This window comes from Sphingomonas ginkgonis (genome assembly GCF_003970925.1).
GTDB lineage: Bacteria > Pseudomonadota > Alphaproteobacteria > Sphingomonadales > Sphingomonadaceae > Sphingomicrobium > Sphingomicrobium ginkgonis.
In genome coordinates, this window is record NZ_RWJF01000001.1 from 720915 (window position 1) to 744167 (window position 23253).

The window sequence follows — 23253 nt, forward strand, 5'->3', positions numbered from 1 at the left end:
TCGCGCGCGATCCCCGGCGCGGGATCGTGCTGCGCGAGCTGGTCGAGGACGAGCTGCTGGTCCATGCGGTCCAGGAGGGCGGCCAGGTGACGATCGACGGGCCCGAGGTGGCGCTCGATTCGCGCCGCGCGGAGAGCGTCAGCCTGGCGATGCACGAGCTGGCCAGCAACGCGGTCCGCTACGGGGTGCTCGGCGACGGGCAGGGCCGGCTGTCGGTCCGCTGGTCGGTGGTCGGGCCGACGCTCCAATTCCTGTGGCGCGAGACGGGGCGTCCGGCCGGCGGGCCGCCCGGGCCCCCGGGATTCGGCAGCGAGCTGCTGCTGCAGAGCCTGCCCTACGACCTCAAGGCGGAAACCCGGCTCGAGCTGAAGCCCGACGGGGTGAGCTTCACGCTCGCGATGCCGCTTCCCGACGCCCCCACCAGCGCCGTGCCGGCCGCTGCGCCCCGGACTTGAGCACCGAGCGGCGGAACAGCCGGGCGACGAAGAGGAGGATGAGGGCGACCCACAGCGCCTGCCAGGCGAGCGCCACGAGGTGCGGCCAGAGCACCCCGCTCTCTGCCGCCCGCGCCACCATCGTCAGCGGCGACGACAGGGGGAAGAGCGCGGCGGCGAGGCCGATCGGCCGGTCATACTGGCCGACCGCGGCCGAGGCGAGCGCGAACAGGGCGAGCTGCGACATGGTGACCGGCATCGACATGGTCTGGACTTCGCGCGCGGTCGAGGCATGCGCGCCGATCCCGAGGAAGGCGGCGCCGAGCAGCAGGTAGCTCATCACGAAGTAGAGCGCGCCCATGACGAGGAACAGCGGCCAGCCGACCGCCGGGACCGGGATGCGCGGGGCGAGGTCGGGAGCGAAGGCGAAGATCGCGGCGACCACCGTCGAGACCCAGATGACGATCCCGACCAGCGAGACGCACAGCATCCCGAACAGCTTGCCGACGAACATCGCCTCGACCGGGACCGCCGCGGCGACGATCTCGATCACCTTGTTGGACTTCTCCTCGATCAGCTGGCTGAGCAGCATGCCGGCGAGCAGCAAGGTGAAGAAGAAGAGCACGACCTGGCCGGCGCGCGCGGTCTTCTCGCGCTCGGCGGCGGGGGGCGGGGCGCCCGGGCCGGCGCGGACCACCGCAAGCGGCGCGAGCGGCGCGGCGGCGGGCTGGCGGGCGGCGGCGACGATCCACCGCATCTGCCGCGCGGGATCGCTGTCGCTGCCGAGGCTGCCGGTGAGGAGCGGTCGCTCCAGCCCGCCGCTCAGCACCGCCAGCGGCGGGTCGGGCGCGGTGAGCAGGGCCTGGACCTGGCGCCCGGGTCGGCCGGCGGGCGCGACTGGTCGGAGCTCGGGCAGCTGGTCGCCGGGGATCGCCTCGGCGAGCTGGGCACGCGCCGCCTGAAGCCGGCCGACCTCGGCCGGGGAAGCCAGCACCGCGATGTGCGGCGCGGCACTGTCGGCGGCGGTCTTGCCGGCGATGGTGCCGAACAGCCCGCCGAACAGGACGGGGAAGAAGGGCCCGACCAGGAACAGGATGAAGGTCTTGGAGAAGATGGTCGCGGTGAAGTCGCGGCGACCGATGACGAAGGCGGCCTCGATCATTCGGCGAAAGCGGGTCATGGCTGCGGCTCCGTGCCGGCGGTGCCCATGGCACGGGCGGCGGCGTCGCCGGCGATGGCGACGAAGGCGTCGTGTAGGCCGGGGCGCTCGATCGACAGGGTCTCGATCCCGGCATCGCCGTCGAGCAGCGCGCGGAGCAGCGGCTCGGGGCCGCCCGCCGGAAGCTCGAAGGTGAAGTCGCGGCCGGCGACCTGCGCGGTGGCCGGGATCGCCGAGCGCCACGGACCGTCGGCGGCGCGGGTGCGCAGGCGGACGATCGGCTGCAATCGGTCGCGCGCCTCGGCGACCGCGCCCTCGAACGCGACCTTGCCCCCGGCGATGATCGCGATCCGCTCGCACAGCCGCTCGGCGTGGGCGATGACATGGGTCGAGAAGAGGATGGTGGCGCCCTCCGCGGCCTTGCTCCGGATCAGCTGCTCGAGCTTGCCCTGGTTGATCGCGTCGAGCCCCGAGAAGGGCTCGTCGAGGACGATCAGCCGCGGCTCGTGGACCAGGGTGCCGAGCAGCTGGACGGTCTGCGCCATGCCCTTGGACAGGGTGCGGATCGGCTTTCGCGCCCAGTCCTGAAGCGCGTAGTCGGCGAGCAGCCGGTCGGCGCGGCGGCGGCCTTCGCGCAATGGGAGCCCGCGCAGCGCGCCCATGAAGGCGATCGCCTCGCGCGCCGGCATGGCGGGGTAGAGGCCGCGCTCCTCGGGGAGGTAGCCGACCTCGCGCGCCATCTCGAGCGGGCGCTCGCTCCCGAGCAGTCGGCGGATCCCGCTCGACGGGTCGATGATCCCGAGCAGCATGCGCAGCGTGGTGGTCTTGCCCGCGCCGTTGGGGCCGAGGATGCCGTAGATGCTCCCGGCGGGGACGCTGAGGCTGACGCCGTCGACCGCGCGCTTGTCGGCGAAGTCCTTGACGAGGTCGATCGCCTCGATCGCCGGAGCCTGGAGGGAGGAGTGTTGCAGCACGGTTCACCTGGCACGAGCAAGGACCTGACGAGCGGCCCGTCAGCGAGTAGTGAGACGGCGTGAGTGCCTGCGCAAGTCTGAAGGAAAGGATAAGGGCGGAAGCCGGGCGGCTCGGCTTCGCCGAATGCGGCTTCGCGCGCGCCGACGCGGTGCCGGAAGCGGGCGAGCGGCTGCGCGAGTGGCTGGCGGCCGGGCGCCACGGGACGATGCGCTGGATGGCGGAGCGCAGCGAGCAGCGCGCGCACCCGCAGGCGCTGTGGCCGGAGGCGCGGAGCGTGATCGCGCTGGGGATGAGCTATACGCCGGCGGAGGACCCGCTGCGGCTGGCCGGCGAGCGCGGGGTCGGGCGGATCAGCGCCTATGCGCAGGGCGCCGACTATCACAAGACGGTCAAGAAGGCGCTGAAGGCGCTCGCCCGTTTCATCGTTGCCGAAGTGCCGAGCGAACTGAAGGTGTTCGTCGACACCGCGCCGGTGATGGAGAAGCCGCTGAGCGCCGCGGCGGGGATCGGCTGGCAGGGCAAGCATACCAACCTCCTGAGCCGCGAGCATGGCAACTGGCTGTTCCTCGGCGTGATCTTCACCAGCCTCGAGCTGGAGCCGGACGCGCCGGCGCGGGTCAATTGCGGGAGCTGCACCCGCTGCCTCGAGGCATGCCCGACCAACGCGTTCGACGGGCCGGGGCGGCTCGATGCACGGCGCTGCATCTCCTACCTCACCATCGAGCATGAAGGGCCGATCCCGGCCGAGCACCGGGCGGCGCTGGGCAACCGGATCTACGGCTGCGACGACTGCCTGGCGGTGTGCCCGTGGAACCGCTTCGCCGAGGCGGCGGGGGCGAACCGCGCCTTTCTGCCGCGCGCCGAGCTGGTCGCACCGCGGCTGGCCGACCTGCTCGACCTCGACGACGCCGCCTTCCGCGAGCTGTTCGCGGGCTCGCCGATCAAGCGGATCGGGGTCGCGCGGATGATCCGCAACTGTCTGATCGCGGCGGGCAACAGCGGCGATCCGGCGCTCCGCCCGGCGGTCGAGCGGCACGCGGCGAGCGACGACCCGGTGATCGCCGAGGCTGCGGCGTGGGCGCTGGACCGGCTCTAGCGGGCGAGGCTGGTCGCGCAGCCGGCCTGGTCGGTGTCGCGGCCGTCGGGGCGGCGGGCATCGACATGGGTGACCTGCTCGCTCCCGCCGCTCGCCGGGGCGTAGAGATAGGCGTCGAGCACGCAGGCGGCGCCGGCCCATTGCAGCTTGAGCCCCGGCCCCTCGCGGACCTGGAAGGCGGGGGCGCCGAAGCGGGCGGTGATCTGCTGCAGCGAGAGGCCGACCAGCTGGCCGCTCGGCTGGGGAGCGGGGATCGGCGCGGCGACCTCGGGCGCGGGCGCCGGGGTCGAGGCGCAGGCGGCGGCGAGCAGGGCGGCGGCGGGGGCGAGACGGCGGAGACGCATGGTCCTTAGTGTAGCGCGGCCAGCCGCGACGTCACCCCCGACGGTGGTTGAAGGCCAACGCGCGGGCGGCTAACCGGCGCGGCAATCCCCCCGTTCAGCCAGGAAATCCCATGACCGACCGACCGCTCGACGTTCTCTGCATCGGCAACGCCATCGTCGACGTGATCAGCGACTCCAGCGACGAGTTCATCACTGCGCAGGGGCTGGAGAAATCCTCGATGCGGCTGATCGACGAGGAGGAGGCGGTGCGGCTCTACGGGCTGATGGGCCCGGGGCGCGAGGTGAGCGGCGGCTCGGCCGGCAACACCGCGGCGGGGATCGCCGCGCTCGGCGGGGCGGCGGGGTTCATCGGCCAGGTCGCCGACGACGCGCTGGGCGACATCTACCGCCACGACATCCGCGCCGCCGGGGTCCGCTTCGACACGCCGGCGCGCGGCGACGTCGGGGCCAGCGCGCGCTGCCTGATCCTGGTCACCCCCGACGCGCACCGGACGATGAACACCTTCCTCGGCGCGGCGCAGAAGCTCGAGCGGTCGAGCATCGACGCGGCCGAGATCGCGGGCGCCAAGATCCTCTACCTCGAGGGCTATTTGTGGGATCCAGAGGCGCCGCGGGCGGCGATGAAGGAGGCGATCGAGGCGGCGCGGGCGGCGGGAACCAAGGTCGCCTTCACCCTGTCCGACAGCTTCTGCATCAGCCGCCACCGCGACGACTTCCTGGCGCTGGTCAACGAGGGCAAGCTCGACATCCTGTTCGCCAACGAGGCCGAGATCGGCGAGCTGGCCGGGGTCGGCGACTTCGACATGGCGCTGGCGGCGGTCGGCGCTCGGGTCCCGCTGCTGGTCGTCACCCGCTCCGAGAAGGGCGCGGTCGCGGTGCGTGGGGAGGAGAAGGCGAGCGTCGCCGCCGAACCCATCGAGAAGCTGGTCGACACGACCGGGGCGGGCGACCTGTTCGCCGCCGGCTTCCTGCTCGGCGAGGCGCGCGGGCTGGACCTCGAGCAGTCCTTGAAGCTCGGCGCGATCGCCGCGGCCGAGGTGATCCAGCACTATGGCGCGCGGCCCGAGGCCGACCTCAAGACGCTCGCCGCGGGCCTACTCTAGGCCCGGCGGGCGGACGGTCGCGGCGCCGCAAAGGCCGTGACCTTGCCCGGCAAAGCTGTCATGCTCCCGGCATGGGGGCGCGTGACCCTTCGTGGCCGGCCGGCGGCGGGATGGCGGAGCGGATCGCCCGGTTCGACTGGGCGTCGGGTCCGCTGGGAGCCGTCCCGGGCTGGGCGCCCGAACTGCGCGCCGTCGTCGACCTGATGCTCGCCTCGCTGCCGATCGCCTCGGTGGTGGTCGGGGCGGAGCGGGTCCTCCTCTACAACGACGCGGCCGCCGCGCTCTACGGCGCCTTCCACCCGGACGCGCTCGGACAGCCGATCGGCGCGACGTTCGGTCCGGAATATGCGCGGGTCGCGCCCGCTTACGACCGGGTGTTCGCGGGCGAGAGCGTGCACCTGCCGGCGCAGAGCCTCGACACCGCTCGGCGCGGCGTCGAGGAGGTGTTCGACGCTTACCTGACCCCGATCCGCGACGGCTCGGGGCGGGTGATCGCCGCGCACATGCTGGGGTTCGAGGTCGGGACCAAGCTGCGCGCCGAGCAGGCGCTGCGCGAGAGCGAGGACCGCACCGCCTTTCTGCTCGCGCTGAGCGACGCGCTGCGCCCGCTGCGGAGCGCAGCGGAGATCGAGGAGACGGCGGCACGGCTGCTCGGGCAGAAGCTGCGGGTGGCGCGGGTCAACTATGGCCGGATCGAGCGCAGCGAGGTGGTGATCGAGCGCGGCTACCACGCCAACGGCTCGCCGGTCGGGCGGCGGATCCCGCTCCGGCTGTTCGGCCGGCGCCTGTCCGAGCAGCTGTCCGCGGGCCGGGTCGACGTGGTCGACGACACGCTGGCCGAACCGGCGCTCGATCCCGAGCAGCGCGACGCCTACCGGGCGTTCGAGGCGCGCGCGCACGTCGGGGTGCCGCTGGTCAAGGGCGGCCGGCTGGTCGCGACCCTATGCGCGATCGACGACCGGCCGCGCGACTGGACCCCGGCCGAGGTGCTGCTGATCGAGCAGGTCGCCGAGCGGACCTGGGGAGCGATCGGGCAGATCCGCGCCGAGGCAGCGCTGCGCGAGAGCATGGGTCGCTACGAGCGGCTGTTCGAGCATGCCAGCGACGCGATCTGGGTGGCCGAGCAGAGCGGCCGCTTCCTCGAGGTCAACCCGGCGGCGCTGCGGCTGCTCGGTTACTCGCCCGAGGAGCATCGCCAGCGGTTCGCCTGCGACCTCGTCCGCCCCGAGCAGCGGCCGCGGCTCTTCTCGCTGCTCGGCGAGCTGGCCGACGGGCAGCAGGTCACCGAGACGTTCGACGTGCTGCGCTCGGACGGGAGCTGGATCCCGCTGGAGATCAGCAGCAGCTTCACCTCCGAGGGGCTGTGGCAGGCGATCGGCCGCGACGTCACCGAGCGGACCCGCGCCGAGCAGGCGCTGCGAGCCAGCGAGGAGCGGTTCCGCCAGTTCGGCGAGGCCTCGTCCAACGTGCTGTGGATTCGCGATGCCGCCAGTCTCGAGATGGAATATGTCAGCCCTGCCTTCGAGCAGGTCTATCGCCGCCCCTGCCACGAAGTGATGGGCGACGTCCGGCGCTGGGCGGCGCTGGTGGTGCCGGAGGACCGCGCGCCGGCGCTCGAGCGGCTCGAGCAGGTCCGCCGCGGCCAGCCGGTGGTCTACGACTTCCGGGTCCGCCGCGCCGACGGGGCGTTCCGCTGGATCAGCCATGCCGACTTCCCGCTGTTCGACGCGAAGGGACGGGTCGAGCGGATCGGCGGGATCGCCACCGACGTGACCGACGCCCGGCAGCTCGCCCAGCACCAGTCGATCCTGCTCGCCGAGCTTCAGCACCGCGTCCGCAACATCCTCGCGATGGTCGCCTCGCTGACCGCCCGGACCGCCGAGTCGGCACGCAGCGTCGACCATTATGCCGAGCTGATCGCCGGGCGGCTGATGGCGCTGTCGCGGACCCAGACGCTGCTGACCCGCTCCCCCGGGAGCGGGGTGGCGGTGCGCGCGCTGGTCGAGGAGGAGGTCGCCGCGCAGGCCCATTCGCCCGACCAGTACCGGCTCGACGGGCCCGACCTCACGGTCCCGCCGAAATCTGGCGAGGTGCTCGCGCTGGCGGTCCACGAGCTCGCCACCAACGCGCTCAAGCATGGCGCGCTGGCGGTGCCGGAAGGCCGGCTGCGGGTCGCGTGGACGGTCGAGGAGGACGCGGCGGGGCCGCGGTTCCGGCTGCGCTGGAACGAGACGCGGCCCGCGCTGGCGGACTGGACTCCGCCGGCGCGGCGCGGGTTCGGGACCGAGCTGATCGAGCGGCGCGTGCTCTATGAACTGGGCGGCGAGGGGCGGCTGACGATCGGCGAGCATGGCGCCGAGGCGGTCATCAGCTTTCCGCTGACCGCCCGCCCCAGCCTGCTCGAGACCGGTGCGCCCAACCCGCCGGCGGTCAGCGGGGGCTCGCTCGACACGAGCGGCGAGCCGGACCTCGCGGGGACGCCGGTGCTGGTGGTGGCGGACGACCGGCTGCTCGCCAGCGATCTCGCCCATGCGCTGGCGGATGCCGGGGCGGCGGTGCTCGGCCCGTTCGGAGCGGCGGAGGAGGCGAGCGCGGCGATCGCGGCGCGCGTGCCCGGCGCGGCCGTGCTGGCGCCGCGGGCCGGGGCGAGCCCGTGCCCGGCGCTGGCGGCGCGGCTCCGCTCGGCGGGGATCGTGCCGCTGCTGGTCGGGGCGGAGGAGCCGCGCGCGGTGGTCCGGGCGGTCGCACTGACGCTGGCGGCGCAAGCCCCGAACGAAAACGGGGAGGCCGAAGCCTCCCCGTCGAACGTCGCGGTCTGAGCCCTAGACGTCAGGCGTCGCGATAGCCCGGAGTCGGCGCGCCCGGCATCGGCGGGACCGGCTGCGGCGGCGCGTCGCTGTCCGCCTCGGGGACGTCGAGGATCCCGCGCCCGACATGGCTGCGGCTGCGCGAATAGCCGAAGTAGACGAGCAGGCCGGCGGCGCCCCACACCACCAGCACCATCTTCGCGATGAACGGCAGGTTGAGGTAGAGGCCGATGCAGCCGATGATCGCCAGCGGCGAGATGATCGCCACCGCCGGGGTGCGGAACGGGCGGTGCCGCGACGGGTCCTGCCGGCGCAGCACGAACACCGCCAGCGCCACCATGGCGAAGGCGAACAGCGTGCCCGAGTTGGAATAGTCGGCGAGCTGGCCGACCGGCAGGAAGGCCGCCGCGAGCGTGACGACGATGCCGGTGAAGGCAGTCACCACGTGCGGGGTCTTGTACTTGGGATGGACCGCGGCGAGCCGCTCGGGGAGCAGGCCGTCGCGCGCCATGACGAAGAAGATGCGGGTCTGGCCGAACATCATCATCAGCACCACCGAGGGCAGCGCGATGAAGGCGGCGACGCCCATCAGGTCGCCGAGCCGCTGGTAGCCGATCGAGCGGAGGACGTGGGCCAGCGCCTCGCGGCTGCAGACCAGCGGCTCGGTCGCGCCGGAGGCGACGATCGACTGGCACTGCTGGGTGAGCTCGGCCGAGCCCGGGGCGAGCACCGCGCCGGCGGCGTTGCGGACCGGGTCGGCGCCGAGCGCGCCGATCGCGCCCGCCGCGACCAGCAGGTAGAAGACGGTGCAGAAGAGCAGCGAGCCGATCAGCCCGATCGGGACGTTGCGCTGCGGGTTGACCGTCTCCTCCGCCGCGGTCGAGACGGCGTCGAACCCGACATAGGCGAAGAAGATCGAAGCGGCGGCGCCGACCACGCCGTAGGTCCCCCAGCCGTTGGGGATGAAGGGGGTGAAGTGCGACCCGTTGAGCACCGGCAGGGTGAGGATGATGAAGGCGGTCAGCGCGACCACCTTGACCAGCACCAGCGCCGAGGTGAAGCGCGCGCTCTCCTTGGTGCCGAGGATGAGCAGGCCGGTGATCAGCAGCGAGATGACCACCGCGGGGAGGTTGATGAGCCCGCCGCCGGACGGCCCAACCGCAAGCGCCTCGGGGACGATCACCCCCCAGCTCTTGAGGAGGCCGACGAAATAGCCCGACCAGCCGACCGCCACCGCGGAGGCGCCGACGGCATATTCGAGGATCAGCGCCCAGCCGACCATCCACGCCAGCACCTCGCCCATCACGGCGTAGGTGTAGGTGTAGGCGGAGCCCGAGACCGGGACCATCGAGGCCAGCTCGGAATAGCAGAGCGCGGCGACGGCGCAGACGAAGCCGGCGATCACAAAGCTGATCATCATCGCCGGGCCGGCCTTCTGCGCGGCCTCGGAGGTGAGCACGAAGATCCCGGTGCCGATGACGGCGCCGATCCCGAGCATGGTCAGCTGGAAGGCGCCCAGCGTCCGGTGAAGCGATTTCTTTTCGGCCGTGGCCAGAATGGCGTCGAGCGGCTTGACCCGTCCGAGCAATCCTCCGCGTGGTGCGGCAGTCGCCATGAAATTCCCCTTGGTAAACTCTCTCTCGTGGGCGCGGAGCCTAGCGGGGAATGGGGAGGAAACAAGCTTCGTTAGCGCGCGAGCATGGGCCCGAGCGGCTGGCCGCCGAAGATATGGACGTGGAGGTGGGGGATTTCCTGGTGCGCACGCTTGCCGGTGTTGGCGAGCACCCGGTAGCCCTGCGCGCTCGCCCCGACCTGCCGCGCCGCCTCGCCGATCGCGCGGGTGAAGTCGGCGATCTCGGCGTCCGAGGCGCGCGCGGAGAAATCGTCCCAGCTGACGTAGGCGCCCTTGGGCATGACCAGCACGTGGATCGGCGCCTGCGGGTTGATGTCGTGGATGGCGAGGCTGTGCTCGGTCTCCAGCACCGGCTTGGACGGCAGCTCGCCGCGCAGCACGCGGGCGAGGATGTTGGTGTCGTCATAGGCTTTGGTGTGATCGACCGGCATTTGCGCTTCGTCCCTGCTTGACCCTCGATTCCGCCGCGCTACCACGGACCGCGATGAGCGACGAGACGCCCGAGAGCCTGATTCCCTACGACGAGATCGTGCAGGAGGCGCTGCGCGCGGTCGTCGGCCGGGTGCTGCACGAGGTGGAGCAGACCGGGACCCTGCCGGGCGGCCACCATTTCTACATCACCTTCAAGACCAAGCTGCCGGGGGTGTCGATCCCCAAGCACCTGCAGGAGCGGTTCCCGGACGAGATGACGATCGTCATCCAGCACCGCTTCTGGGACCTCAAGGTGGCGGACGACCATTTCTCGGTCGGCCTGTCGTTCGGCGGGGTGCCGGCGACTCTCCGCGTACCGTTCGCGGCGGTGACCGACTTCGTCGACCCGGCGGTCGACTTCAGCCTCAAGTTCCAGGCCAACGGCGCGCCCGACGGCCACGAGGAACATGACGAGCCGGAGAACGACGGGCCGGCGATCCCCCCGGTCGAGGACGGCTCCAACGTCGTCAGCGTGGACTTCACGCGCAAGAAATAAGCCGCCGTCCGGCCCGGCATCGCGTCACCCTGAACTTGTTTCGGGGCCCCTTTCCCCGCTAGGCGCGACCTCGACCCATGGGTGCTGAACCCGGTTCAGCATGACGGAAAAGAGGATCAGCATGCCCACCCAGACCCGCACCGAGACCGACAGCTTCGGACCGATCGAGGTTCCCGCCGACTGCTACTGGGGCGCCCAGACCGAGCGGTCGATCGAGAATTTCCCGTTCGGGCCGCGCGAGCAGATGCCGGCCGAGATCGTCCATGCGCTGGGCTTCGTGAAGCAGGCCGCGGCGCGGGTGAACGCCCGGATCGGCGGGCTCGACCCGGAGATCGCCGAGGCGATCCAGCAAGCCGCGGAGGAAGTCGCGCGCGGCGACCTCGACAGCCAGTTCCCGCTGGTCATCTGGCAGACCGGCTCGGGCACCCAGTCCAACATGAACGCCAACGAGGTGATCGCCGGCCGCGCCAACGAGCGGATGGGCGGCAAGCGCGGCGGCAAGTCGCCGGTCCACCCCAACGACCATGTCAACAAGGGCCAGTCGTCCAACGACAGCTTCCCGACCGCGATGCACATCGCCGCCGGGCGCGCGGTCAGCGAGAAGCTGCTGCCCGCGCTGCGGACGATCCACGCCCGGCTCGCCGACCAGGCCAGGCGCTGGGACCATATCGTCAAGATCGGGCGGACCCACCTGCAGGACGCGACCCCGCTGACGCTGGGCCAGGAATTCTCCGGCTATGCGGCGATGATCGAAGACGACATCGCGCGGGTCGAGAGCGTGCTGCCGCGGGTGATGCGGCTGGCGCAGGGCGGGACCGCGGTCGGCACCGGGCTGAACGCGCCCAATGGGTTCGCCGAAGCCTTCGCCGCCGAGGTCGCCAAGCTGACCCGGCTGCCCTTCACCTCGGCCCCCAACAAGTTCGCCGAGCTCGCCGCGCACGACACGCTGGTCGAGCTCCACGGGGTGCTGAACACGATCGCGGTTTCGCTGTCCAAGATCGCCAACGACGTGCGGCTGCTGGGCTCGGGGCCGCGCTGCGGGCTGGGCGAACTCAAGCTGCCGGAGAACGAGCCGGGCAGCTCGATCATGCCGGGCAAGGTCAACCCGACCCAGGCCGAGATGCTGACGATGGTCGCCGCGCAGGTAATGGGCAACCAGGTCGCGGTCACTATCGGTGGGCTCCAGGGTCACATGGAGCTGAACGTGTTCAAGCCGCTGATCGGTGCCAACGTGGTGCGCTCGATCAACCTGCTGAGCGTCGGGATGGAGAGCTTCACGACACGGATGCTCGACGGCACCGAGCCCGACGAGAAGCGGATCAGCGAGCTGATGAATCGCTCGCTGATGCTGGTCACCGCGCTGGCGCCGGAGATCGGCTACGACAATGCCGCCAACATCGCCAAGCACGCCCACAAGAAGGGGCTGACGCTGAAGGAGGCGGGGCTCGAGCTGGGGCTGGTCGACGAGGCGACCTTCGACCGGGTGGTCAAGCCCGAGGCGATGCTTGGGCGGTAGGACCCGGCTGGCGGCGCTTGGCGCGGGACTGGCGCTGGTCGCCGGCTGCGCCGCCGAGCGCCCGGTTGGGCCGGGAGCGGCCGCGACATCGCTGCGGTCGGGCCCGCGTGGCGCCGCCGCGGAAGAAGCGCCGGTCGCCACGCCCGCCGCCTATGTCGCGCGGGCCGCGTCCTACAACCTGCTGGTGATCCGGGCGTCCGAGCTGCTGCCGGCGCCCGCCGCCAACCTGGCGCACAACCTCGCCGCGCTGGACCTAGCGCGGGATCATCGCGGGCTAGCGGCACAGCTGTCGTTCGCCGGGCGGCGGCTCGACCTGCTGCCGGGCGCGGGGCTGCTTCCCAACCACCAGCGCTGGCTCGACGAGTTCGCCGCCGCTCCGACCGAGGCGGCCTACCTTCGGCTGATGCGGCGGGTGCACCAGAACAGCCATGCGCTGCATGCGGCCTTCGCGGCGCGGGGGACCAGCCCGACGCTGCGCGCGGTCGCGGCGAACGCGGCGGCGGTGGAGCGGCGGCACTGGGGACTGCTGCAGTAGGGAGCCGGCGCCCTGTCTTCTCGCGGCGGGTAGCGCTTCACGATGGGTGCTGAACCAGGTTCAGCATGACGGTCGGTGAAGGGGTGCTTGGCGCGTTGCGTCCGGCCCGCCGAGCTGATAATAGTGAACCACATGGTTCAGTATGCGCTGCCCTCGCTCGATCTCTCCTTCGCCGCGCTGGCGGACGCGACCCGGCGCGGGGTGATCGAGCAGCTCGGCCGCGCCGACGCCTCGATCAGCAGCCTCGCCGACCGGTTCCAGATGACCCTGACGGGCATGAAGAAGCATATCGCCGTGCTCGAGCGGGCGGGCCTCGTCGTCACCGAGAAGGTCGGGCGCGTGCGGACCTGCCGGCTGGAGCGTGGCGCGCTCGCGGCGGAAGCGGACTGGATCGCGGCGCACCGCCGGCTGTTCGAGGCGCGGTTCGACGCGCTCGACCGGATCATTCTCGAACTCAAGCAGGAGGAAGACGATGGACCAGCAAGCGACTAGCCACCCGTTCGCGCCGAACCGCACCGAGGTCGAGCGCACGTCCGACCGCGAGCTGGTCGTCACCCGCCTGTTCGACGCCCCGCCGAGGCTCGTGTTCCGGGCGTGGAGCGACCCCGAGCTGTTCCGCCGCTGGTGGGTGCCGCAGGGCATCGGGCTCCAGCTGCTGGCCTGCGAGCTCGATGTTCGCACCGGCGGCGGATACCGGCTGGTGTTCGCCATGGGCGAGGACAGCATGGCGTTCCACGGCAAATATCTGTCGGTGGCGCCCGACGAGCGGATCGTCTGGACCAACGAGGAGGAGGAAGACGGCGCGGTCACCACCGTCACCTTCGAGGACCGGGGCGGCCAAACGCTGCTGACCTTCCACGAAATCTATCCGACCAGCGAAGGGCTCGAGGAAGCGATGAAGGGGTCGGCCGCCGGCCTGCCGACGCAGCTGGACCAGCTGGCCGAGCTGCTGCCGACGATCGCGGGCTGAACCCGGGGCGGAGCCGGTCCGGAGGGAGGGATCAGGGGAGCGGCGGCGCTCGCGCGCAGCCGCGAACCCCCTCACCCTCCCACCGCTGAGCGGCGGGCTCCTCCCTCTCCCCGCCGGGGAGAGGGAAGGCAGGCGGTCCGGCCGCCTAATGGCGGATGACGATGTCGACCTGCTCGGGGGCGACGTCGAAGAGGTCGGCGATTTCGCGGCGATAGCGGTCGAGCCGTTCGCGGCGGCTGGGTTCGGGTTGGCCGGGCGCGGGAGCGTCAGCCGCGAAAGGGGCCGAGACATTGTCGTCGCTGCGCGCGCTCATCAGCTGCATCCAGTCGACCTCGAGCACCTTCTCGAGGCGGAGGACGACCTCCATCCGCGGCATCACGCCCTGGTCTTCCCAGTTGTTGACCGCGGTCGGGCTGACCCCGACCCGCCGCGCCAGCTCCGACTTGCTGAGACCCGCCAGCTCGCGGAACCGCTTGATGCGGGCGCCGACCCGCTCTGCCCTGTTCATGGTCCTTCCTTCCCGCGCAACGTTGAAGGGAAGGTTTAAACTAAAGTTTGTGTTTAAACAATGGTGGAAACAGGGCTGCCGTTTCAAGGGCGCTCTGTGCGCTACAACCGGAAGGTCAGCCGTGCGCCGATGTTGTCGATGCCGGGGTTCTCGCGGCTGAACAGCTGGGCGTGGCTCAGGTGGACCCAGCTCGCCTCGAGGCTGACGCGGTCGCCGAGGTCGGTGCCGATGCCGAGCTCGGGCTCGAACAGGATCCGGCTGCCGAAGGCGATCCGGTCGGAGCGGTAGTAGCGGCCGGCCGAGCCGTTGTGGATGGCGAGGCCGAGCCCCGGGCGGACGAAGATGCGGCGGCCGAACCTGGCCGAGAGGCCGGCAGCGGCATAGTCGGTGTCGCCGTTGCTGTTGAGCGCGCCGAAGGCGTAGGGCTGGAGCTTCCACAGGACCGGACGGCCGCGGAGGCCGAGCTGCAGGTCGACCCCATGCTCGAGCCCGCCGCCGAGCGAGAGCGGCGTGTCGACCGCATGCTTGTAGAGCCCGCCGAACAGCTCGCCGGCCTGGGCAGGCGCCGCGGCGAACCCGGCGAGGCCGATGAGAAGAATTTTCCGCATCATCCTCAACGGTTTGCGAAAAAGGGGCGGGGGCGTCAACCGCCGGCTTGCCAGGCCCGGATCGCCGCCGAGGGGTGGAGCAGCATGAGGATGTTCAGGCTGAGGTTGTCGCGGATCTCGTAAAGCGGGACGAGTTCGAGCGCGACCACCGCGGCGATGCTCGCCCACAGCGGGAGGCGGCGGGCGAGGAAGAAGCCGACCGCCATCATCACGATGTCGGAGACGCTGTTGACGATGCTGTCGCCGGTATAGCCGATCGCCGCGGTGACCGAGCGGTAGCGGTGGATGACGAGCGGGCTGTTCTCGACCAGCTCCCAGAAGCTCTCGACCGAGACGGCGAGCGCGAAGCGATGCTCGGGGCTCCAGCGGCGGAGCAGCAGCCACAGCGCGCCGTAGAAGAGGAAGCCGTGGACGATGTGGCTGAGGCTGTACCAGTCGGCGAGCATCTGGCTGGTCCGCGGCGAGCTGGCGCTGCCGACCCACAGGTCGATCCGCCCGCAGGTGCAGATCGGCGGCCGGTTCATCAGGTAGAGGACCGCCGCGGTCAGCGCGACGATCGCGACGCTGAACGGGGTGAGGGCGAGACTGATCCTGCCCGAGCCACCCTTTGCCATGCCTTACTCCCCCTGACGCCCCGGACGCCTCGCTAGCGGACTGCGACGGCCCTTGCCAAGCCGGTTGCGGGAAGGGACAAGCGGCGATGCTTCGCTCCTATGGACCCGGCTGCGACGGCGGCGTCATCAAGGCCGAACAGGGGGTGCATATCCCCGACCATGCGACCTGGATCGACCTCGAGGAGCCGACCCGCGAGGAGGAGCAGCTGGTCGAGCGCTGCGTCGGGGTCGAGGTGCCGACCCGCGACGAGATGGCCGAGATCGAGCCGTCGAGCCGTCTCTACGAGAAGAAGGGCGCGCTTTACCTCACCCTCTCCACCCTGTTCGGGGTCGACGAGGGGCATCCGACCGCCGAGCCGATCACCTTCGTCCTGACCAGGGACCGGCTGGTGACGGTCCGCTACGCCACCCCCAAGCCGATCCGCAGCTTTTCCGACCATGTCTTCCGCGAGCCCGAGCTGGCCCGGACCGCGCTCGGCACGCTGACCAACCTGCTCGACGTGATCATCGAGCGGCTGGCCGACGAGATCGAGAATGTCGGCGGCGAATATGAGACCATTTCCGACCGCATCTTCCGCTCCGACGTGGCGACCAGCCGGCGCATCCCGACCGACAAGCTGCAGGTGCTGATCCTGCGGGTCGGGCGGGCCCAGTCGCTGCTGGCGCGGATCCGCGAGACGGCGGTCAGCACCGCCCGGCTGCTGTCCTTCCTCGGCGCCAGCGCGCGACTCCACGAGAAGGGGGAGGAGGGCGCGCTCGACCATGTCCGCAGCCTCGCCGCCGACGTCTCCAGCCTTGTCGACCATTCGACCTTCCTGTCGGGCAACATCACCTTCCTGCTCGACGCCGCGCTGGGGCTGATCGGGATCGAGCAGAACGCGGCGATGAAGCTGTTCAGCTGGGCCGCGGTGGTGTTCCTCCCGCCGACGCTGATCGCCGGCATCTACGGGATGAACTTCGAGCACATCCCCGAGCTCAAGTGGCTCTACGGCTATCCCTGGGCGCTCGGGCTGATGCTGCTGAGCGGGATCGGCCCCTATTTCTATTTCCGCCGCCGCGGCTGGATCTGAGCGGCCGGCCTCCGACTTATGGCCGGGGGCCTTTGCGGCGCGCCGAACCACTTGCTAAGGGCGCCCGCAACCCCCTCAGGACAAAGCAGGACGCGCCCGATGATCCCGACCGGCCAGGACAGCCTCAAGACCCGCTCGACCCTCGACGTTAACGGCAAGTCCTATGCCTATTATTCGCTCGAGAAGGCCGCCGCCGCGCTCGGCGACGTGTCGCGCCTGCCCTTCTCGATGAAGGTGCTGCTGGAGAACCTCCTCCGCTTCGAGGACGGCGCCACCGTCACCCGCGACGATCTCCAGGCGATGGCCGACTGGCAGAAGGAGCGGAAGATCAGCCGCGAGATCCAGTACCGCCCGGCGCGCGTGCTGATGCAGGACTTCACCGGCGTTCCCGCGGTGGTCGACCTCGCCGCGATGCGCGACGCGATGGCCAAGCTCGGCGGCGACGCGCAGAAGATCAACCCGCTGGTCCCGGTCCACCTCGTCATCGACCATAGCGTCATGGTCGACGAGTTCGGAACCCCCAAGGCGTTCGCCGACAATGTCGCGCTCGAATATGCCCGCAACGCCGAGCGCTACCAGTTCCTCAAGTGGGGCAGCCAGAGCTTCGACAATTTCAAGGTGGTCCCGCCGGGCACCGGCATCTGCCACCAGGTCAACCTCGAGCATATCGCGCAGACGGTGTGGACCAGCGAGGACCAGTCGGGCGAGACGATCGCCTATCCCGACACGCTGGTCGGGACCGACAGCCACACGACGATGGTCAACGGCCTGGGCGTGCTTGGCTGGGGCGTCGGCGGGATCGAGGCGGAGGCGGCGATGCTCGGCCAGCCGGTCTCGATGCTCATCCCCGAGGTGGTCGGCTTCCGGCTCGACGGCGCGCTGCGCGAGGGGATCACCGCGACCGACCTGGTGCTGACCGTCACCCAGATGCTGCGCGCCAAGGGCGTCGTCGGCCGCTTCGTCGAATTCTACGGGCCGGGGCTCGACGCGCTGACCCTCGCCGACCGCGCGACGATCGCCAACATGGCGCCCGAATATGGCGCGACCTGCGGCTTCTTCCCGGTCGACGAGCGGACGATCGACTATCTCAAGCTGTCGGGCCGCGACGACGAGCGGATCGCGCTGGTCCGCGCCTATGCGCAGGCGCAGGGCATGTGGCGCGACGCCTCGACCCCCCAGCCGCTGTTCACCGACACGCTCGAGCTCGACATGGCGAGCGTCCAGCCCTCGCTCGCCGGGCCCAAGCGGCCGCAGGACCGGGTCCTGCTGAGCGAGGTCGACGAGCTGTTCAACGGCGACCTCGAGGCGACCTACAAGAAGGTCGGCCAGCCGCGCGTGGCCGTCGAGGGCGAGGAATATCAGCTCGGCAACGGCGACGTGGTGATCGCCGCCATCACCAGTTGCACCAACACCTCCAACCCGTCGGTGCTGATCGCCGCCGGGCTGGTCGCCCGCAAGGCGCGCGAGAAGGGGCTGACCCGCAAGCCGTGGGTCAAGACCAGCCTCGCCCCGGGCAGCCAGGTGGTCACCGAATATCTCGACAAGAGCGGACTGAGCGAGGACCTGAACGCGATCGGGTTCAACCTCGTCGGCTATGGCTGCACCACCTGCATCGGCAATTCGGGGCCGCTCGCCGAGCCGATCAGCGCGGCGATCAACGAGAACGACCTGGTCGCGGTCAGCGTCCTGTCGGGCAACCGCAACTTCGAAGGGCGGGTGTCGCCCGACTGCCGCGCCAACTATCTCGCCTCGCCGCCGCTGGTGGTCGCCTATGCGCTGAAGGGTACCGTCACCAGCGACATGGTGAACTCGCCGGTCGGCCATGGCTCGGACGGGGAGCCGGTGTTCCTCAAGGACATCTGGCCGTCGAACGACGAGGTGCGCGCGCTGATCGACGCGCATGTCCATTCCGACCTGTTCCGCTCGCGCTACGCCGACGTTTTCCACGGCGACGACAAGTGGCGCGCGATCAACGTCACCGGGGGCGACACCTACAAGTGGCCGGCCGGGTCGACCTACATCGCCAATCCCCCCTATTTCGAGGGGATGAGCATGACCGCACGGCCGATCGAGGACATCGAGCAGGCGCGTGCGCTGGCGGTATTCGGGGACTCGATCACCACCGACCACATCTCGCCCGCCGGCTCGATCAAGGCGGACAGCCCGGCGGGCGAATATCTGCTCGAGCATCAGGTCAGCCGGGCTGAGTTCAACAGCTATGGCGCGCGCCGCGGCAACCATGACGTGATGATGCGCGGCACCTTCGCCAACATCCGCATCCGCAACCGCATGCTCGACGGGGTCGAGGGCGGGATGACCCGCTATGCGCCGACCGGCGAGGTGATGCCGATCTACGACGCGGCGATGAAGTACAAGGCGGACGGCACCCCGCTCGTCGTGCTCGCCGGCAAGGAATATGGGACCGGCTCGTCGCGCGACTGGGCGGCCAAGGGCACGGTGCTGCTGGGCGTCCGGGCGGTGATCGCCGAGAGCTTCGAGCGGATCCACCGCTCCAACCTCGTCGGGATGGGCGTGCTCCCGCTCCAGTTCAAGGACGGCGAGACGGCGCAGAGCCTCGGGCTTACCGGCGCGGAGAGCTTCACCATCACGGGGGTGGCGGGGATCAAGCCGCGGCAGGACGTGACGGTGTCGGTGCGGACCGCGGCGGGCGAGGAGAAGAGTTTCACCGCGCGGTGCCGGATCGATACCTACAACGAGCTGGAATATTTCCACGCCGGCGGGATCCTGCCCTACGTGCTGCGCAAGCTGGCGGCTTAGGGTCCGGGCTTCCTTCCTGGCCGTCACCCCCGCGGAAGCGGGGGTCCTGCCTTTCGGTGGTGGGACGAAGCTGGATCCCCGCTTTCGCGGGGATGACGGCAAGAGGTTGGCGGAGGGACGACGCGCGGGGGTTCGGGGCCGACGGGAACGGGTTACCGGCCCTACTTTCGTCACCCCCGCGAAGGCGGGGGTCCCGCTGCCTTCGGGTGGCGGGACGGGAAGCTGGATCCCCGCTTTCGCGGGGATGACGGCGGGGTGCTTGTGGGGATGGCGGCAATGGCGCTGGGAATCGACCTGATCGGCTGGGCGGCGGCGGGGTTGATCCTGGCCGCCTATGCGCTGCTGACCGCCGGCCGGCTGTCGGGCGACAGCGCGGCCTACCAGTGGCTGAACGTCGCCGGCGCGGCGGGGTTCGTGCTCAACTCGGGCTGGCACGGCGCGGTGCCCTCGGCGGTGCTCAACGTGGTCTGGGCGGGGATCGGGATCGTCGCGCTGGTCAGGCTTCGCTCGAGGGGGCGGCGAGCGCCGCGCTGAGCCAGGCGGGGAGGATCGCGCTGGCAGGGAGCATTTCGACCCTGGCGTGGACCACCGCGAGGCCGAGCTCGGGGTAGGCGACGCGGGTGCGCTCGCCTCCGGCACCCTCGACGACGACCAGCCGCCGGTTGACCTTCTGCCGCCAGTTCATCCGGGCGGTATTCTCCTGCCCGACGTAGCAGCCCTTGGTGAAGCTGACGCCGTGCAGCTCGGCCGCGTTGCATTCCAGCCAGAGGAGGTCGGCGCACTCGGCGCGGCCCTCGCAGACGCCGAGGCGGAGGCGATGCTCGCGCCAGCCGACGGCGGGGTCGCCGGGAGGAGCGAGCCAGCGCCGGCCGAGCGCCGGCAGGCGCGGATCAGGGACGCCCTCGTCGCCATCGTTCGACCAGTGGACCGCGAGCGCCGGCTCACGGGCAACGACGATCGGCCGGCGCAGGCGATAGAGCGTGAAGCGGCGGGTGAGATCGTCGGCCGCCGCCGCCTCGCAGTCGAGCAGCAGGTCGTCGCCGTCGGCCCAGACGAGAAAATCGAACAGGCACTTGCCCTGTGCGGAGAGGAGCGCGGTCCACACCGGCAGCGGCCCGGCGACGTCGCTGGTAACCAGCCCCTGGAGGAAGTCGCGGACGCCGGCGCCCGAGAGGCGGAGGACGGCGCGGTCGGCGAGGGTGGTCGCGGGCATGGCGCTTAGCTAGGGAGGCGGGGTGACAATTCAAACGCTGACGATCCGCCGCCCCGACGACTGGCACGTCCACCTGCGCGACGGCGACATGCTGCGCGCGGTGGCGCCCTTCACCGCGCGGCAGTTCGAGCGCGCGATCGTCATGCCCAACCTGTCGCCGCCGGTGACCACGGTCGCGGCGGCGAGCGCCTACCGGGAGCGGATCATCGATGCCGCGGGGCCGGGCTTCACCCCGCTGATGACCTGCTACCTGACCGACGAGGCCGACCCCGACGAGCTGGCCCGCGGTCATGGCGAGGGGGTGTGGGTCGCGGCCAAGCTCTACCCGGCCAACGCGACCACCAACAGCGCGCATGGCGTGACCGACATCCGCAAGCTGTGGCCGGCGCTCGAGCGGATGCAGGCGATCGGCATGCCGCTGCTGGTCCATGGCGAGGTGACCGACGCGCAAGTCGACGTGTTCGACCGCGAGGCGGTGTTCATCGAGCGTACGCTGGCGCCGCTGGTCCGCGACTTTCCCGCGCTCAAGGTCGTGCTCGAGCATATCACCACGCGGCAGGCGGCCGAGTTCGTGCGCGATGCGCGCGAGGGGGTTGGGGCGACGATCACCCCGCAGCACGTCCAGCTCAACCGCAACGCGCTGTTCGCCGGGGGTTTGAGGCCCCATGCCTACTGCCTGCCGGTGCTCAAGCGCGAGGAGCACCGGCTGGCGGTGCGCGCGGCGGCGGTATCGGGCAGCCCGCGCTTCTTCCTTGGCACCGACAGCGCGCCGCACGTCATCGGCCGCAAGGAGCAGGACTGCGGCTGCGCGGGGATCTTCAACGCGCCGTACGCGCTCGAAAGCTATGCCGCGGTGTTCGAGGCGGAGGGCGCGCTCGACCGGCTCGAGGGGTTCGCCAGCGAGCATGGGCCGCGCTTCTACGGGCTGCCGCTCAACGCGGCGCAGGTGACGCTCGAGCGGGGCGAGACCGAGGTGCTGCCGCTGATCGAGGCGGAGGGGCAGGCGCTGGTCCCGTTCCATGCCGGGGAGCGGCTGGGGTGGCGGCTCCGCGCCGCCTGAGGGTCAGGCGTCCTCGCCCTCGCCGGTCTCGCCGATCACCGCGGCGAAATGATCCTCCACCGCCGAATAGCATTCGCAGGCGGCGTTGAGCAGGCCGGGCCGGTCGCTGATCTCGATCGCGCCGCGGCGATAGGCGATGAGGCCCTTCTCCTGCAGCTCGCGGGCGACCGCGTTGACCGTGGTGCGCTGCGCGCCGAGCAGGCTGGCGAGCGACTCCTGGGTCAGCGCGAGCCGGTCGCCGGCGCGGTCGTGCGCGGTCAGCAGCCAGCGCGCGGCGCGCTCCTCGATCGAGTGGAAGGCGTTGCAGGCGACCGACTGCATCACCTGCGCGAGAAGATAGTCGGAGAAGCGGCAGAAGAGATGCTCGAGGAAAGGCGAGGCGCGCTTGGCGGCCTCGAGGACCGGGAGCGGGATGGCGAGCGCGGGGCCGGCGATCTGAACATGGGCGCGGGTGAAGGCGGGGGCCGAGCCGCAGCTGACGATCCCGCCGACCGCGCCTTCCTTGCCGATCGAGGCGACCTCGACCGAGCGGCCACCGGCAAGGTCGACGATCAGCGAGACCATCGCCGAATCGAACGGGAACAGAGTGCGGGTGACGAGTTCGCCGGCGCGCATGACCGGTTGCCCGACGCCGAGCTGGACGAAGGTCGCGTGGGGCTGGAGCTGGTCGCGAATATCTTCGGGAAGCGTCGCCAGGAGCCGGTTTCCGGCAAAGGCCGTGTCGAACCTGTCGGGCTCCCGACCCGCCGTTATCACATCCATTTGCCCGCCCCGGAACCGCTTTGCCCTCCAGCTCTCGACGAGCCGGTTTCCAGTGGCATTACGCGATCGTTCCGACCGGGAGCAATAGCTTAGATTAGAAGGACTTACGGGTGGTTTTGTGTCGGCTGGACGACAGTCCGGAAGTCGACGCTTGTGAACGTTCGCAGCGGAAACTGCGGGAGAGCGCGACTACCCGGATGCATCGCGGACGACCGCTGGGGGCTCCCCACGGCGCTTCGATGCGGGATCTTACCGGTCTGTCATGTTCACTTGCCGGCCGGAAGCGGAAGGTTCCGGAGTGAAGATTATCTTTGCTTAAGGTGCTTAATTCCGGGGCAAAATTGGAGTTTACCAAGTTGAGTTTTCCGTCCGGCGGGGCAGCATTCGCCCATCCCGTTCCCGCCTGGGAACGCGGTTGGGGAGAAACGCACAAATGACGAAACGGGATTGGGCGCTGGTCGCTCTGATGACGCTTGTCGCGGCGGGTGCCGGCGGCGCTGGGTCGGCGGCAGCCATCTGTCGAGCGCGCAGCTGCAGGCCGCCATCTACGCCCAGATCAGCAAGGGCAACGGGCGGATCGTCTCCAAGCCGCGGATCAGCGCGCAGAGCGGGTCGACCGCCAAGATCATCACCGGCGACGCGCTGCCGATCCTTACCGCCATCACCCTGTCGGGGGTCAACGGGGTCAGTCAGCAGGTCCAGTACGTCAACGTCGGCGTGACCCTGCAGATCGCGCCGCGGGTGTCGAGCGACGGGTTCGTCTCCAGCCATATCTTCTGCGTCGTCTCGTCGGTGTCGGGCTACAGCCAGGGCTTTCCGACGATCAGCCAGCGCGAGGCCGAGACCAGCGCGACGGTGCGCAACGGCGACAGCTTCGTGATCGGCGGGCTGACCCAGGAGGACGTCATCAACACCAAGACCAAGGTGCCGTTGCTGGGCGACATCCCGCTGGTCGGACAGGCCTTCCGCACCGACCGCAGCACCCGCGCCAAGACCGAGCTCTACATCATCGTCACCCCGCACGTGATCCGCCGCTCGGCGACGGCAGCGGCCGTCTCGGCTCCGATTCCGCCGGGATTCTGATCATTCAAACCGAACGGC

24 protein-coding genes are annotated in these 23253 nt (G+C 70.6%); 14 read left to right on the forward strand and 10 right to left on the reverse strand.

Annotated elements, in window-relative coordinates; genetic code table 11:
* Positions 1-26 precede the first annotated feature (26 nt).
* Positions 27-455 carry a sensor histidine kinase family protein gene (locus HMF7854_RS03570; RefSeq protein WP_126717846.1) on the forward strand — a complete coding sequence of 143 codons (429 nt, stop codon included), beginning with the start codon at positions 27-29 and terminating at the stop codon, positions 453-455.
* Here the strand turns inward: HMF7854_RS03570 and HMF7854_RS03575 are convergent.
* Positions 388-1614, reverse strand: coding sequence for an ABC transporter permease (locus HMF7854_RS03575; RefSeq protein ID WP_126717847.1), 1227 nt, complete (start codon positions 1612-1614; stop codon positions 388-390). The two genes, HMF7854_RS03570 and HMF7854_RS03575, sit on opposite strands and share 68 nt — an antisense overlap.
* A complete protein-coding gene (locus tag HMF7854_RS03580; RefSeq protein WP_126720042.1) occupies positions 1611-2564 on the reverse strand; it encodes an ABC transporter ATP-binding protein in 954 nt (317 codons plus the stop codon). Before HMF7854_RS03580 ends, HMF7854_RS03575 begins: the two co-directional genes overlap by 4 nt.
* 62 nt (positions 2565-2626) lie before the next feature.
* Here HMF7854_RS03580 and queG point away from each other — a divergent pair, with 62 nt between their 5' ends.
* The gene (gene queG / locus HMF7854_RS03585; RefSeq protein WP_420822357.1) at positions 2627-3664 is read left to right on the forward strand and encodes a tRNA epoxyqueuosine(34) reductase QueG; all 1038 of its coding nucleotides are present in this window, start codon (positions 2627-2629) and stop codon (positions 3662-3664) included.
* Here the strand turns inward: queG and HMF7854_RS03590 are convergent.
* Entirely contained in the window at positions 3661-4008 is a 348-nt protein-coding gene (locus tag HMF7854_RS03590; RefSeq protein ID WP_126717848.1) for a hypothetical protein, read from the reverse strand. The two genes, queG and HMF7854_RS03590, sit on opposite strands and share 4 nt — an antisense overlap.
* Before the next feature lie 110 nt (positions 4009-4118).
* On the opposite strand from HMF7854_RS03590, the gene HMF7854_RS03595 reads away from it, so the two are divergent.
* Positions 4119-5111, forward strand: a complete 993-nt coding sequence (locus tag HMF7854_RS03595; RefSeq protein WP_126717849.1) for an adenosine kinase — start codon at positions 4119-4121, stop codon at positions 5109-5111.
* 71 nt (positions 5112-5182) lie between these two features.
* Positions 5183-7930: a PAS domain S-box protein gene (locus HMF7854_RS03600; RefSeq protein ID WP_126717850.1), complete on the forward strand. Its 2748-nt coding sequence runs from the start codon at positions 5183-5185 to the stop codon at positions 7928-7930.
* Positions 7931-7940: 10 nt separating this feature from the next.
* Here the strand turns inward: HMF7854_RS03600 and HMF7854_RS03605 are convergent, their stop codons facing one another.
* Both HMF7854_RS03605 and HMF7854_RS03610 read right to left on the reverse strand, forming a co-directional pair.
* Positions 7941-9533, reverse strand: coding sequence for an amino acid permease (locus HMF7854_RS03605; RefSeq protein ID WP_126717851.1), 1593 nt, complete (start codon positions 9531-9533; stop codon positions 7941-7943).
* Positions 9534-9604: 71 nt separating this feature from the next.
* Positions 9605-9982, reverse strand: coding sequence for an HIT domain-containing protein (locus HMF7854_RS03610; RefSeq protein WP_126717852.1), 378 nt, complete (start codon positions 9980-9982; stop codon positions 9605-9607).
* A gap of 53 nt (positions 9983-10035) precedes the next feature.
* Here HMF7854_RS03610 and HMF7854_RS03615 point away from each other — a divergent pair, with 53 nt between their 5' ends.
* The 5 genes from HMF7854_RS03615 (at position 10036) to HMF7854_RS03635 (ending at position 13539) form a co-directional block, all read left to right on the forward strand.
* Complete coding sequence (locus HMF7854_RS03615; protein ID WP_126717853.1) at positions 10036-10518, forward strand: SspB family protein; 483 nt, start codon at positions 10036-10038, stop codon at positions 10516-10518.
* Positions 10519-10639: 121 nt separating this feature from the next.
* Positions 10640-12034 (forward strand): class II fumarate hydratase, encoded by a 1395-nt coding sequence (gene fumC, locus HMF7854_RS03620; protein ID WP_126717854.1) that lies wholly within the window; start codon positions 10640-10642, stop codon positions 12032-12034.
* Entirely contained in the window at positions 12024-12569 is a 546-nt protein-coding gene (locus HMF7854_RS03625) for a DUF305 domain-containing protein (protein ID WP_126717855.1), read from the forward strand. Before fumC ends, HMF7854_RS03625 begins: the two co-directional genes overlap by 11 nt.
* A gap of 132 nt (positions 12570-12701) precedes the next feature.
* The gene (locus HMF7854_RS03630; RefSeq protein ID WP_126720044.1) at positions 12702-13061 is read left to right on the forward strand and encodes an ArsR/SmtB family transcription factor; all 360 of its coding nucleotides are present in this window, start codon (positions 12702-12704) and stop codon (positions 13059-13061) included.
* Entirely contained in the window at positions 13042-13539 is a 498-nt protein-coding gene (locus HMF7854_RS03635) for an SRPBCC family protein (RefSeq protein WP_126717856.1), read from the forward strand. Before HMF7854_RS03630 ends, HMF7854_RS03635 begins: the two co-directional genes overlap by 20 nt.
* Positions 13540-13684: 145 nt before the next feature.
* On the opposite strand, the gene HMF7854_RS03640 is transcribed toward HMF7854_RS03635, so the two are convergent.
* The 3 genes from HMF7854_RS03640 to HMF7854_RS03650 form a co-directional block, all read right to left on the reverse strand.
* Positions 13685-14047, reverse strand: coding sequence for a helix-turn-helix domain-containing protein (locus HMF7854_RS03640; protein WP_126717857.1), 363 nt, complete (start codon positions 14045-14047; stop codon positions 13685-13687).
* 101 nt (positions 14048-14148) lie between these two features.
* On the reverse strand, positions 14149-14658 hold the full coding sequence (locus HMF7854_RS03645) for an acyloxyacyl hydrolase (RefSeq protein WP_126717858.1): 510 nt from the start codon (positions 14656-14658) through the stop codon (positions 14149-14151).
* 32 nt (positions 14659-14690) lie between these two features.
* On the reverse strand, positions 14691-15269 hold the full coding sequence (locus HMF7854_RS03650; RefSeq protein WP_126717859.1) for a DUF2585 family protein: 579 nt from the start codon (positions 15267-15269) through the stop codon (positions 14691-14693).
* Between the two features lie 86 nt (positions 15270-15355).
* Between HMF7854_RS03650 and HMF7854_RS03655 the strand changes: the two genes are divergently transcribed.
* The 3 genes from HMF7854_RS03655 to HMF7854_RS03665 all read left to right on the forward strand — a co-directional run bounded on the left by HMF7854_RS03655 (position 15356) and on the right by HMF7854_RS03665 (position 19651).
* Entirely contained in the window at positions 15356-16339 is a 984-nt protein-coding gene (locus tag HMF7854_RS03655) for a magnesium transporter CorA family protein (RefSeq protein ID WP_126717860.1), read from the forward strand.
* A 99-nt stretch (positions 16340-16438) separates the two neighbouring features.
* Positions 16439-19117 (forward strand): aconitate hydratase AcnA, encoded by a 2679-nt coding sequence (gene acnA, locus HMF7854_RS03660; protein WP_126717861.1) that lies wholly within the window; start codon positions 16439-16441, stop codon positions 19115-19117.
* 276 nt (positions 19118-19393) lie between these two features.
* Entirely contained in the window at positions 19394-19651 is a 258-nt protein-coding gene (locus HMF7854_RS03665; protein WP_126717862.1) for a CBU_0592 family membrane protein, read from the forward strand.
* Here HMF7854_RS03665 and ygfZ read toward each other — a convergent pair.
* Positions 19614-20330: a CAF17-like 4Fe-4S cluster assembly/insertion protein YgfZ gene (ygfZ, locus tag HMF7854_RS03670; protein WP_126717863.1), complete on the reverse strand. Its 717-nt coding sequence runs from the start codon at positions 20328-20330 to the stop codon at positions 19614-19616. The two genes, HMF7854_RS03665 and ygfZ, sit on opposite strands and share 38 nt — an antisense overlap.
* Before the next feature lie 22 nt (positions 20331-20352).
* Between ygfZ and pyrC the strand changes: the two genes are divergently transcribed.
* A complete protein-coding gene (gene pyrC / locus HMF7854_RS03675) occupies positions 20353-21390 on the forward strand; it encodes a dihydroorotase (RefSeq protein WP_239016818.1) in 1038 nt (345 codons plus the stop codon).
* A 3-nt stretch (positions 21391-21393) separates the two neighbouring features.
* On the opposite strand, the gene HMF7854_RS03680 is transcribed toward pyrC, so the two are convergent.
* On the reverse strand, positions 21394-22152 hold the full coding sequence (locus HMF7854_RS03680; protein ID WP_126717864.1) for a Crp/Fnr family transcriptional regulator: 759 nt from the start codon (positions 22150-22152) through the stop codon (positions 21394-21396).
* A gap of 447 nt (positions 22153-22599) precedes the next feature.
* On the opposite strand from HMF7854_RS03680, the gene HMF7854_RS03685 reads away from it, so the two are divergent.
* Complete coding sequence (locus tag HMF7854_RS03685) at positions 22600-23235, forward strand: type II secretion system protein GspD (protein WP_185829141.1); 636 nt, start codon at positions 22600-22602, stop codon at positions 23233-23235.
* The last annotated feature ends 18 nt before the right edge of the window (positions 23236-23253 follow it).